Annotated in this window: 11 protein-coding genes; 5 read left to right on the forward strand and 6 right to left on the reverse strand. The window is 41.2% G+C overall.

Annotated features, from left to right (window positions below):
- Nucleotides 1-14: 14 nt before the first annotated feature.
- From J8L97_RS09790 to J8L97_RS09815, 6 genes are all read right to left on the reverse strand, one after another.
- Nucleotides 15-1250 carry a PAS domain-containing sensor histidine kinase gene (locus tag J8L97_RS09790; protein WP_211049158.1) on the reverse strand — a complete coding sequence of 412 codons (1236 nt, stop codon included), beginning with the start codon at nt 1248-1250 and terminating at the stop codon, nt 15-17.
- Nucleotides 1251-1333: 83 nt separating this feature from the next.
- Complete coding sequence (locus J8L97_RS09795) at nt 1334-2674, reverse strand: sigma-54-dependent transcriptional regulator (protein ID WP_192509916.1); 1341 nt, start codon at nt 2672-2674, stop codon at nt 1334-1336.
- Nucleotides 2675-2756: 82 nt separating this feature from the next.
- Entirely contained in the window at nt 2757-3962 is a 1206-nt protein-coding gene (locus tag J8L97_RS09800; protein ID WP_211049161.1) for an ABC transporter permease, read from the reverse strand.
- A gap of 9 nt (nt 3963-3971) precedes the next feature.
- Nucleotides 3972-5285, reverse strand: a complete 1314-nt coding sequence (locus tag J8L97_RS09805) for an ABC transporter permease (RefSeq protein WP_210997657.1) — start codon at nt 5283-5285, stop codon at nt 3972-3974.
- A gap of 2 nt (nt 5286-5287) precedes the next feature.
- On the reverse strand, nt 5288-5992 hold the full coding sequence (locus J8L97_RS09810; RefSeq protein WP_192509913.1) for an ABC transporter ATP-binding protein: 705 nt from the start codon (nt 5990-5992) through the stop codon (nt 5288-5290).
- 70 nt (nt 5993-6062) lie between these two features.
- Nucleotides 6063-7325: an efflux RND transporter periplasmic adaptor subunit gene (locus J8L97_RS09815; protein WP_211049163.1), complete on the reverse strand. Its 1263-nt coding sequence runs from the start codon at nt 7323-7325 to the stop codon at nt 6063-6065.
- A 747-nt stretch (nt 7326-8072) separates the two neighbouring features.
- Here J8L97_RS09815 and J8L97_RS23480 point away from each other — a divergent pair.
- The 5 genes from J8L97_RS23480 to J8L97_RS09835 all read left to right on the forward strand — a co-directional run bounded on the left by J8L97_RS23480 (nt 8073) and on the right by J8L97_RS09835 (nt 13161).
- Nucleotides 8073-8453 carry a hypothetical protein gene (locus tag J8L97_RS23480; RefSeq protein ID WP_247688621.1) on the forward strand — a complete coding sequence of 127 codons (381 nt, stop codon included), beginning with the start codon at nt 8073-8075 and terminating at the stop codon, nt 8451-8453.
- A gap of 80 nt (nt 8454-8533) precedes the next feature.
- On the forward strand, nt 8534-10153 hold the full coding sequence (locus J8L97_RS09820) for a non-ribosomal peptide synthetase (protein ID WP_247688622.1): 1620 nt from the start codon (nt 8534-8536) through the stop codon (nt 10151-10153).
- The gene (locus J8L97_RS09825) at nt 10147-10419 is read left to right on the forward strand and encodes an acyl carrier protein (protein WP_192509910.1); all 273 of its coding nucleotides are present in this window, start codon (nt 10147-10149) and stop codon (nt 10417-10419) included. Before J8L97_RS09820 ends, J8L97_RS09825 begins: the two co-directional genes overlap by 7 nt.
- Entirely contained in the window at nt 10416-11534 is a 1119-nt protein-coding gene (locus J8L97_RS09830) for a Rieske 2Fe-2S domain-containing protein (protein WP_211049165.1), read from the forward strand. The genes J8L97_RS09825 and J8L97_RS09830 overlap by 4 nt, the downstream gene beginning before the upstream one ends.
- Nucleotides 11535-11550: 16 nt before the next feature.
- A complete protein-coding gene (locus J8L97_RS09835) occupies nt 11551-13161 on the forward strand; it encodes an aminotransferase class I/II-fold pyridoxal phosphate-dependent enzyme (RefSeq protein ID WP_211049167.1) in 1611 nt (536 codons plus the stop codon).
- Nucleotides 13162-13168: the final 7 nt, after the last annotated feature.

The raw sequence follows: 13168 nt of genomic DNA on the forward strand, positions 1-13168 counted from the left end.
GCGTATCACTTAGCTCACTCATGTGGTATAAATATTTTTACTTTCAAACCACCTTCTTCATGATTATGCAAACTAAGTTGACCATGATGTGCCTCTACAATTTCACGGCATAGTGCCAGCCCTAAGCCACTTCCAGTCGACTTCGTTGAGTAAAACGGGATCAACGCGTTTGCCATAACAGTCTCACTCATTCCTTTGCCTTGATCTTGAACACAGAGAGTAACACCTTGCATACTTTGAGTAATATGCATTGTGACTTGTTCAGGTTTAGAGCCTGATTCATGAGCATTTTTGATTAAATTAATCAGCAACTGTTCTAATTGTACTTGATCAGCCAAAAACGGCTGTGTAGGTAAAATGTTTGGTCCATTAAATTGCCATTGCTGATGAAGACCTGCTAATAAAGAAGCCCAATTTATTTGACTATATTTTGGCGGTGGTAATTTAGCAAACTTACCATAACCCTGCACGAATTCAGTTAAGTGATGAATACGTTCTTCAATAGTAGAAAATACCCGCTCAAGCCGCTTGTCATCAACGTGTTCAGTTAGCAGTTTTGCACTGTGTAACATAGATGACATTGGTCCCAATGAGTTATTCAGCTCATGGCTAATAATACGTATCACTTTCTTCCATACAGCGACTTCTTGACGACTTAACTCTCGGGTTAATTGCTTAAACAGGTACAGTTTATGATTTTGATTATTAAGTAAAAATTGCCCAGTTGCCAAGTGCCAAGTTTGTGTTTCATCTTTATCAACTTGAATGCTAAAGAGCCCTTCACGTCCAGCCTGTAATACCTCAAAAAATTCACCAGAAGTCTCTTGCATTAACACATCAATTTTCATACCTTCCAATGCTGCACTGCTTTTACACAATGCCCTTGCACTATAATTACTAAATACAACCGTGTCATTGCTGTCGACTAAAAGCAGTGCCTGCGGAGAACTTTGTAATACTTTATCTAGCATTAATTCTCGCTGATAGATCCATTGTTTTTCCTGTCGCAATTGCAGAGCTGTTTCATTATATAACGTACACAACCGCCCTAATTCATCATGCTCAGCGTAAGCCAATGAGTGAGAAAACTCACCATCTTTAAAATTCAGCAACCCCACTTCAAGGGCTTTAATTGGCTCAAGTAGTGCCGACAAAAAACATCGGCACAACACATTAGTCAGTAGTAATATGCCAATAGTCGCTGCCACGATCCATTGCCAGTTACTAAATTGCCAGGTCAAAATTGGCATACAAACGCATAAAACCACCGCGCTAGATGCAGCAATAAACCGGCCTTTCAATGACCGTGGGGTCCAGCTACTTAATGTGTGCATCAATAGTCAATCTCAAATTTTTGTAAACGACGATATAGCGCCTGACGTGTTAATCCAAACTGGCGAGCAACTTTGGCGATCACCCCTTGATGTGAATGCATTGCAGCTTCAATCTCTTGCTTACTCGGCTCAAGCTTTGGTGTTGGTGCTTGGTTTGACTCTATATTCAAAGACTCTGATAATCCAAAGTCTTCGATTTCAAGTATGCCCTGTGGCTTTAATACACTTACGCGCTTACAGGCATTCTCAAGCTCCCTCACATTACCTGGCCAGTTATGTGCAATAAGTGCTTGTTCGGCATGATAACTTATCTCTCTCCTTGGCAGAAAATGACGAATAAGCGGAATAACATCGTCTTGACGGGCGTTTAATGGTGGAAGATTAAGTTCAATCACATTTAAGCGGTAATATAAATCTTCTCGAAATCGCCCAGCTTGAATATCATTGTGCAAATTTGCATTGGTAGCAGAGACAACCCGCACAGACACCTTTTGAGTGACAGTTGATCCCAATCGTTCAAACTCACCCGTTTGTAACACCCGCAATAATTTTATTTGCCCTGATAAAGGTAAGTTCCCTATTTCATCTAGAAAGAGTGTGCCACCATCTGCCGCTTCAAATCGACCTATGCGCTTTTTGTTTGCGCCTGTATACGCACCTGCTTCTGCACCAAATAACTCGGCTTCTATCAGCTCTTGCGGTAGTGCCCCCGCATTGACTTTAATAAATGGCTTGTTTGCCACGGTTGAGTTGGCTTGAATAATTTCCGCAATACGCTCTTTACCACTGCCGTTTGGTCCAGTGATCAATACCGACACATCAGATTTTGCCAACTGTAACGACATATCAACCACTCGCTCCATTGCTGTACTCGCATAAACCAAGCCCACAAGATTTGCCTGCGCTCTAGGCAGCCTGCGTTCGTTTTTCTGTCGTTCATGGGTCTGATTCTGTGCATTGGCTTTACCTAAGGCGATTAGGTTAGTAATACTGGTCAGCAGCTTGGTGTCATCCCAAGGTTTCGCAATGTAATCAGCTGCGCCTAATTTGACCAGCTCTATGGCCGTTTCCAACTCGGTCCAAGCCGTCATCAAAATAATAGGTAATGTTGGGTTTAAACGTCTTAGCACATTAAACAGTGCAATGCCCTCTTCACCAGATGTCGTATCCGCGGTAAAATTCATATCTTGCATTACAAGCGATACTTTTTGGTATCGAATTATTTGCTCTGCATCAAAAGGCGATACGGCTGTCACAACATCATATCCGTGAATTTCAAGTAATAAAGATAATGCATCAAGCACCGCTTGGTTATCATCCACAATCAGTATTTTATCCATCTTTTTCTTCTTTTATGTTACACCGCTGATGCAGTGTAACATGTTGGTTAATTATGCTAAACAACTAATAAATAAAGAATAATTATATACTTCTCGTGGCAATGCTAGGGGATATATCTGCTGCGCGTTTGGCTGGCCCAATGACAGCAAACAAACTCATCAAAATAACGAATGCGCCCGTTACAATAACGTAAGACACTGATAATGAGGGTAATGAAAATAACGCCATTAACTTCGCCCCCATCCACAGCGCACCCGCGCTCCCCAATACAACCCCCACAGAGCATATTAATGTGTTTTCTACTAAAAAATACCGTATTATTGCAGATTTTCTTGCGCCAAGTGCGCGTCGAGTCCCTATCTGCTTTAATCGTTTATTGATATTAAATAGGGTTAAACCAAAGATCCCTAACGCTGTTATCAAAACTAACACCGTTATAAGCACCATTAACATGCGAACCATCAGAGTATCCTCAGCCACATATTCCGCCTTTAATTGATCTAAGCCTTTGATCACGTCAATGACTCTATCAGGATACTCCGCAAGCAAAACATCTTCGATTCGATGCATCACTGCGGCTCTTTCATTGGGCTCTGTTCTAATCAAAAACTTTTGAAAACTGCTTGGTCGAACTTGTGGAAAAATAAGTGAACGGTCTCTTCTTTCATCTTGCAACCACGGCCCTTTTAAAAGTTTAATAATACCCACAATTTTTATCGCATTATCTCGACGATAAATGGTTTTACCAAGACCGTTGCCTTGTGGAAACATTTCGTCATGCATTGCTTGAGTTACTAAAGCCACTTTAGGCAATTCACTTACATCAGAGGTGAACATTACATCTGATTCATTTAAATCTCGTCCAGCGACCAGTTCCACCCCGAGTGTATTTAACACATGGCTATCAGCCCTAAAATAGGAGGCATTTATCGACGGGGATTTTTCATTTGAGGGCAGTAAATTATAGCTCCCCCCTGAACCACCGCCCGACAGCGGTACTGCATTAATATACACTGCATCAATCACGCCTGGTATGCTGCGCAACAAGCTTTCATCAACTTCAATCTGTTTTGCCAAATCAATGTTTTTCCCAAAAATCATCATATTAAATTGAAAAAGATCTTGTTCAGGTAATCCAGTTTCTTGCTCTAGGTACGCAATGCGGTCGTTAATAATAAAGGCGGCATTGCTAACAATGGCGGTGGTAATGGCAATCTGCATTAGTAATAAGATCGCACCAGACTTAGCACGCAGTAATGCGTTAATAATGGGTCTAAATTCAAACATAATGGGTCCTTATTGACTTTTAAGGTAAGTGGCTGGTGTGGTTCGACATACTAACCATGCCGGGTAAAGGCCAGCTAAAATACAGACACTTACAGCAATGGCTGGGGCTGAAAGCAACATAGTTAAATCCATATCTGCAATCACCGTGTACGCATCATTGCTTTTTCGCATTCCCCATAAGCCAGCTTGTGCAATGAAAATACCGAGTACTCCTCCTATTACACCAAGTAACCCTACCTCCACTAAATGCTGAATAAATACCTGTGTCTTACTTGCCCCAAGTGCACGCCTTACACCAACTTCAGGTGCGCGTCGTAAAAACTTAGCCAGCAGCAGTCCGAGTATATTGGCAAGGCAAACAGCTAAAAACATAAAGCTCAGCATCACCAATATTTTATTATCTTCATTAACCACTTCGCGATACACCATCATTTGCTTAACGTCACGTAATGCAAAATCCAACTCTTTACGGGCAAACCGACCTAGTTTCTGCTGCTCGGCCATATACGACATTAAAAATTGCCCATATGCCAACTCATCTTCGTCTGTAGGTAAATCAACCCAAAACTGTACCCAAAACTGTTCTGATTTGAGTTTATCTTGAAAGCCTCTGACATTCTCCGCTTTCCAACCATTACTATTCCCCCACGTAATGATTTCATTTGGTGCAATTAAGCTAAATGGTAAAAATATGTGCTCAGGGTCACGGAATGCCCCGTTATTCAGGTCATAATACTTGACGTAGGTTGGCCAATCCTTAATAACACCAACAATACGCACCGTCATACCATCCAAGTTAATTGTTTTACCAACCGAATTTTCACCTTGGAACAGTGTGTCATTCAAACTTTGTGAAATAACCACCACCGATGCTTGCGTGTCTTCATCGTTTCGCGTCCAGGCACTTCCGTAAATAAATTCCAAATTAAACATGGAAAAGAGATCTGCATTGGCGACCCGTGCTCGCTCTAGAAACGGTTTCATATCGCTATCATCCACATGTACCGCAAACCCTGCTGCAATCATTGCGGTTCGACGATAGGGTAAGTCTGCATTTAATAAATTTATCGCATCCGGATAAGTAACTTGATAAGGCATATTATCATCTGACCACCAATCGCGACCGTCATCCATCGTTTGTAATTGAACGTGATGTAATTGTGTACTTTTGCTCGGGATCGGATCTGCTGACATCATGTGGTAAACCGAGAGGCTCGTCATCGTGATGCCAATTCCCACAGCAATGGCTATCACCATCAGTAAACTCACCATCGGTGTACGCTTCAAACTTCGCCAACTTAAATCAACATAATGAAAAAACATAATTACGCTCCAACAACTGCTGCTGGATTTCCCTGATAAAGAGAAAAATCCGCGATTTGACCGTCAACAACTTGAATATTCCTTGGCGCTCGACGAGCAAGCTCCGGATCATGTGTTACCATGACGATGGTCGCCCCATCGCGGTTAATTTGTTCTAGGAGTTCCATTACTTGCCGAGCCATTAAACTGTCTAGGTTACCGGTTGGCTCATCTGCCAATAAAAAGCGTGGTTTACCCGCTAATGCGCGAGCTATAGCTACTCTTTGCTGCTGACCGCCTGATAGCTGCTGCGGTAAATGTTTCGCTCTGCTCGCTAAACCTACTTGCTCTAAACTCGATTCAATTCGACGCTTTCTCTCAGCAGCTTTAATGCCTCTATAACGTAATGGCACTTCAACATTTTCATACAAGTTTAAGTCTGGTATTAAATTAAACCCCTGAAAAATATAACCTATTTTTTGGTTCCTAATATCAGCACGTTGATTGTCATTTAGCTTGCCAATATCTACACCATCAAGTAAATACTGGCCTTGTGTAAACGGCTCCAGTACACCGGCAATATTTAAAAAGGTCGTTTTACCTGAACCTGAAGGCCCCGTTACTGCAATAAATTCCCCTTCATTAACTTGCAAATCAAAGTCTCGCAAGGCATGAGTTTGCACCATTTCTGTTTGATACACTTTGCTTATACCATTCATATTTAACATGTTTGTTCCTAATAATTTTTATTGTTCTACAATTTGAATATTTGATTTAAAACAGGGTTGCTAAATAGAGTTACTCTCGTAGCAACACCGTATTTGCTTTTTTAAACTGGGCATAATTTGACACAATCACTTCATCGCCTAAACGCAAACCATCGAGTACTTCTACGCTGCGGATACTCGTCGCGCCGGTGTTAATTGACATACGTTTTGCAGTATCACCTTCGACTTTATAAGCAACATGACCTCCAGCATCTAAAAATGCGCCTCTACGGATCATCAATACGTCTTCTTTATTTTCCAATATGATCCTTGCTGATAACCTTTGATTCTGCCGAATATTGCTGATGTGTTCTTGAGAAAAGCGAACGCGAGTAGTGACCTCCCGATCGTTAACCTCAGGAGAAATAGCTGACAATTTGCCCATCACATCTTTACCGCCAATTTTCAACGCTACATCCATACCGAGGCCTAATTCATTTGCATAGCTTTCGGGTACTTGCAACTGCGCCTCAAAGGCACTTAAATCTACTAACGTCATTAATGCTTGGTTTTTTGATACGGCTGATTTAGGTTGTACTAACAAGTTGCCCACAATACCTGCAACACTTGCTTTCACATCTAAGTTATTAACTTTACGAATTAACTCATCCACCGCGAGCTGCTGTTGTGCTACGGTATTTTTTGCTGACTCTAATTCAAACGCCAAAGTGTCTTTTGTGATCTCCGCTTCTTTAACTGCATGGTGAAAAGTAAGTTCAGCTCTTGCTAACTCATCTTGTGCTTGTTCCAAATCAATTTGGCTAATAAGGCTTTGCTTAATAGACAGTTGTGCACGTCTATTTTCGCGTTGGGCCGCCGTTAATTCAACTTTTGCTAAATCTAATGCATTATTCAGTGCTAGCGTATCTCGTCTGGCCTCTAATTCACGACGAGACAGCTCTCCATGTAAACGGAGTAACTCTGATTGTTGTTGTTTTAATATATTTTCCAATTCAGGACTGTCTACTAACGCCAGAGTCTGTCCGAGTTTAACTGAGTCTCCAGCTTTCACTTTGAGTGTCACAAAGCCTTGCTCTGGACTATATGCTTGTGGCGCATTCGCAGCAACCACAAACCCCGTTGCCGCAACATCTCTGACAAAATTACCCACGGTCACTTTCGCAATGTTTAAGCTACTTTTCGCTAACGATAACTGTGCATTACTGGTATTAATCACTGCATTTGCAGATACTGCAATCCCCAAAAGTAATGCAACGCCCAATAAGCCTTTTTTAACATGTGATGATTTGCTCACTTGAACGGGCTTATCTTGTCCACTGGTGTCTTTTATCATTTTCCTCTCCTTACAACAGTACTCATTGCTTCACATAGGGTGACCAAAGCAACAGCAATAAACATAATTACTGGAGAAATTAGAAACGCACTCGTTAACAACATCTTGTACTCTTTAAATAATCTGACTTTCCTTTTACTATCCGAATATCATGCCAAAAAATAAGCTGTTGATTATAAAGGAATTTTAATTTTTATGGGTAATGTTTATTGTCCGCGGACAGTTTCAAAGTGTCCGCATGGACACTTTTACTACTGTTAAATCCTGTTCACTCAACACAGTAAAACGTGATCTAAATGATAGTGATTAAATATTGCACATTATGCAGCAATAATGGGAACTAAACCCAATACAAATTATTTTCATGACTTATTTAATTTATTAAAATTAAGAATAGAGTATCCACGTCATCAAAATTCACAACAATCCCGCCCCTACCCAGGAAGCAATCGAAAGCAATTTAAAATTAAATTTTAAATTATTGTTTTAACTTAAAATAAAATCACCCCACCTGAATCCACCTGTTCAAAAAGACGACAAAAATACATCTATCACAGGAACGGTAATGAAAAGCACTATCAACAAAGTTGCTAAAAAATCACCAAAAAACGAAAATACTCGCCCACAATAGTTAATTAAATGTTAATAAATACCGTTTAATTCGGATTAATATTTAACATATCTACACATTCCTTTAGCATTTGTGTTCAATTATGTAACCAAGTAAAGCAAAAAGGATTATGTAGCATGGGAACTTCGAACCCTCTTTTTCCAAAAAGAGACCTTTTACAATGTGAAGCAAATAGCTTGATTGATTTACTCGCATCGGACGCACTAAGTAAGCCTGACCAAGAAGTTTTTCAGTTTATAACTGCGAAGGGTGAGCAATCAGTAAGCTATGATTACAAAACGCTTGCGACGGCCATAAGCCAAATAGCTCACACATTGCTCTCGCTGTCTAAATGTGTGAACTCAGAACAAGATCAAGCACTCATTGTGCTCCCACAAGGTGCTGATTTTGTATCTGCTTTTTACGGATGTATGGCCGCGAAGGTTATTGCAGTCCCTTCTTTCCCACCTAAAAATCAGCTACAAATTGAACGACTCATTATGCGATTAGTGACTTAGGCAACCCAATTATAATCACTAATAGGGAGATCCTTCCCTTACTGCAAGAACAACTTGTTGATAAACATGTTCGTTGGTTATTGGTCGAGGATTGTACCAATGCGCATGCGCCTGGGTTACATGAGTTCAAAACTGATAATGCCGATATTGCCCTATTGCAATATAGCTCTGGCACCACAGGTAAGCCTAAAGGTGTCATCATTACCAATCAAAACACCCTAGAAAATTCTGAACTTATACGCCAAAGTTTTGGACACGTAGAAGATAAAACTCGAATGATGTTATGGCTTCCTCCCCATCATGATATGGGGCTAGTCGGTGGTGTTATGCAAGGTGTTTATACCGGATACCCAACCTTACTAATGCCAACTGATTTATTTTTACGTAGCCAATTTACTTGGTTGAAGGCAGTCACTGATTTTAAGGCGACCACAACAGGCGCGCCTAATTTTGCATTCGATTTGGCACTCAAAAATATTCGTCCAGCTAGATTAGCCGAGCTTGATTTATCATCGCTTGAGAATCTATTTTGTGGTGCTGAGCCTATAAATTCGCATACCATTACTCAGTTTTTTGATAAATTTGCGCAATGCGGTCTACAAGCCAATGCTTTTTTACCCTGTTACGGTATGGCTGAAGCAACCCTCATGGTAAGCGGGAAACCTCATGGGCACCAATACAAACAACTGTGTGTTGATGAACCATTACTTAAACGCGGTGTAGTAAAACAAGCATCAGCTGAAGCGAAACACAGTCAATGGTTGGTCAGTAGTGGCACTGTACATCACTCTCTTAATGTTAAGGTAGTTGACCCCATTTCACACTCTGAGGTAGCACAAGGGCAAGTGGGGGAAGTGTGGCTACAAGGCAGCAGCATAAGCCCTGGATATTGGCAAGATGAAGCTCGGACCATCGCAAACTTTGGCCTACAACTGGATAACTACGACGAAACATTTCATCGTACAGGAGATCTCGGTTTTTATGATAATGACGAATTATTCATCACTGGCCGCTTAAAAGAAGTCATTATTCTCAGAGGTGCCAATTTCTATCCTCAAGATCTTGAGTATGAGGCATCTCTGGCTTTTCCTGAGTTAAAAAATTGCCGAAGTGCTGCATTTTCGGTCATGCATGAACAGAATGAGCAATTGGTGATGGCCATCGAGGTGCCTCGTAATATTGACAACTTTGAGGCACTAACTGCGTCGTTGAACACACGATTAATTGATCGTTTTGGTGTCAAAGCAAACCAAATACTGTTTTTACCCCGCAAAACCATCAAGATCACCTCATCAGGTAAGTTACAACGCATTGCAATTAAGCAGGCGTTTGAGAAATCTGAGTTGCATACGTATTTCCATTTTAAATTTCAAGAAAAACGACATAGTTCTAACCCAAAATCCAGCGCTTCGCACACGCTTAACTTGAAAGATATCCTCAATATTGAACACTGGTTAATTCTCCAAGTTACTGAACTAACTGGTGTTGCAAGTGCACAAATATCACCTAAAGACTCTCTCGCTAATGTCGGACTAGACTCGGTATTGGCCATGGAGGTCCTATTTAGATTAGAACAGCAAACCGGCGTTTATTTGGCTCCAGACATACTTTATAGCTGTAATACTCCCTCTTTGCTGGCGAACAAAATACACCAAGTAGCAAATAAAACGACCCCAACGGAGTTAGACTCAACATGTTAAACCCCTCAGTTGAAACTGTGTCAGCAAAGCTATGCCACTTTATCGCCACCAGCTACCTCGATGACGATGAACAAGTTGCTCCTGACACACCAATAATCAAGCTAAACATCTTAGATTCAGCCTCTATTTTTGACGTTGTTGAGTTTATACATCGCGAATTTGCATTGCGATTACCGGTTATCGATATTCACCCTGACAATTTTGCGACCGTCGCAGTACTCAGCAAAGTCGTCGAACATCACAGCAATAAGGAGGCCGCACTATGATCCCTAATCAATGGTATGCAATTTCAAGAATCCAAGATGTCAAAAAGAAACCAATCGGGCTAAAACGTCTAAATAAGCTACTCGTATTATATCGCGATACAACAGGCAAGCTCGTCTGCATGGATGATAAATGCCCACATAAAGACGTTATGCTAAGTCGCGGACAGCAGCATGGTGATGTAATTGCCAGCCCTTACCATGGCTTCCAATTTGACCAAAAAGGTGATTGTGTTCACATGCCTGTATTGGGAAAAAACGGTGACGTTCCTAAAGGAATGTGTGTAAAAACCTATAAAGTAAAAGAAGAGTTCGGACTCATTTGGTTTTGGTATGGTGATCAATTGCCAGAGAATGAGTATCCAGAAGTTCCTATGTTTAAACAGTTCAAAGAATACAAAGGATACTATTCTTTTTACGGTTGGGATGCACCAATCAACTACACTCGCTACGTTGAAAGTGTGTGTGAAATTTATCATATTCCCTTTGTTCACAAAGGATCTGCAATCAACATTTGGGACCCTAAAGGCGGTAAAGTAGACAACTTTGAGTGCAAAGTAGATGGCACGCTAATAACCAGTGATTTTGTATTACGCCCTGATGATGAACGTACAGCAGAGGAAACCCTCGTCGCTCGTAAGCCTTGGACTCGTGGTTGGAAGTTTGGTATTGATGTTCAAATGCCTAACTTGGTATTGATCAGAAGTGATGTGTTTGATGTTATTTTCATACCGACCCCCATAGACGACAATACTTGCTGGGTCTGTGTTTGTTACCAAGAACCCAAACGTGATTTGCTACTGCCACTCATTAAACCACTGCCGATCTCGTTTTGGCGACCAGTGCGCCCATGGTACATGTGCCGTATCGAACGTTTTGTACAACAGGATAAAGATATGGCTGTGATCTCATATCAAAATCCAAAAGTATCAAGTCCAAAGGCCAATCGTCTAATCTCACTAGATAAAGTAAACGCACATTATATCCGCTTTAGAGAAAAGCTGATCCGTGAAGCAAACGAACAAAAGGCTTTGAAGGAAAAAATTTCCACTAAACCTACAGGTGAGTTTGAGGCGCCTTCCCTTGAACAAATCATTGGCATTGAAGAAATCAACTAAATAAACGGATTTATACATGACACTAAACACCCATTTAGCGGCTGAGATTCAGCCGCTCATACTCGATATCGTTAAAGAGCAAACATGCTATTCAGAGTCAGACTTATTGCTCGATCAAGCTATGGAGGAAGGCCTAGGTATAGACTCCATTATATTGGCAAGTATTGTGGATGAAATGCAGCCGCTATTTGCTTTTGAGAACAAACTCAATACAGCAAGCTTTAATACCATTGCCGATCTTATTAATTGTTGTAAAGACGTTGCAATTACAGAAAAAGGGCAACAAAAACTTGCCTCTCTGGGCATGAATATCGGTGCACAACCTGTGCTGAAAGATACTAACCAACTTGTTACTGCTGATACCTCAATCTCCTCTCAAACCATGCGAGATTTCGTGGCGGATGGGAATCCTGATCTGTTCAGTAAAGTGAGAAAGTTCAATGATTTTTATGCATCACATGAAAAAACGGGCGACTTTTGGTACGGCATGCCACTTAGTTCAAAATGTGAGAATCGTGCCATTATTTTTGATGCATATCAAAATAAAGAGCGTGAGTTTTTAATGTTTGCGTCAAACAACTACTTAGGCTTAGCCAATGAACCTCGGGTTGTTAACGCAATTAGTGATGCTGTAAAGCAGTATGGAGCCACTAACACGGGGTGCCGTTTAATTGGCGGTACGAACCACTTACACCTTGAGTTAGAAGAGCGCTTAGCCCGCTTTAAAGGCCGTGAAGCCTGTATTGTATTCCCTTCAGGTTACTCTGCTAATTTAGGCACAATTTCAGCATTAATGGGCCCTAAAGACACCATTATCACTGACGTGTATAACCATATGAGTATTCAAGATGGTTGTAAATTGTCTGGTGCTAAAAAGCGAATTTACAAACACAATGACATGGCGTCATTGGAAGAAGTCCTTAAAAACTGTAGTGATAATGACGGTGGTAAGCTCATTGTCGCTGACGGCGTATTTAGCATGCACGGCAACATCGTCAAACTCCCTGAAATGGTCAGGTTAGCGCGCAAATATCAAGCCCGTATTCTCATTGATGATGCTCATTCAACTGGGATATTAGGTGCCACTGGTTCTGGTACAGCTGAACATTTCAACTTAAAACATGAAGTAGACCTTGAACTTGGTACCATGAGTAAAACGCTTGCCGGTATGGGGGGATTCGTCTGCGGCGATAAAGAGGTTATTGATTATTTGCGTTTTTATGCAAATTCGTACGTCTTTGCAGCCACCATTCCTGCCCATGTGGCTGCTGGGTTAATACAGTGCATCGATATCATGGAAACACAACCCCAGAGGCTAGAAAACCTTTGGAGTAATGTCAATTACTTACATAGCGCACTTCGTGAGTGCGGATTTGATACAGGTGATTCAGAAAGTGCCATCATTCCCATCGTTATTGGTGATGAAAAGCGCACAATGGAGCTGGGCCATCATGTTCGACAAATGGGCATGTTTTGCCAAACCGTTGTCTTTCCTGGCGTTGCCGTAGGCGATGCAAGACTCAGGATCAGTGTGCTCTCTCAACATACTAAAGAGGATTTAGATCAAGCAATAGAAATATTAATTAAAGCCGCAAAAGAAGTGGGTTTACCCGGTTTTAATAGCTAAGGAGTCG

It is taken from the genome of Pseudoalteromonas sp. MMG012, from assembly GCF_018100875.1.
Lineage (GTDB): Bacteria > Pseudomonadota > Gammaproteobacteria > Enterobacterales > Alteromonadaceae > Pseudoalteromonas > Pseudoalteromonas aurantia.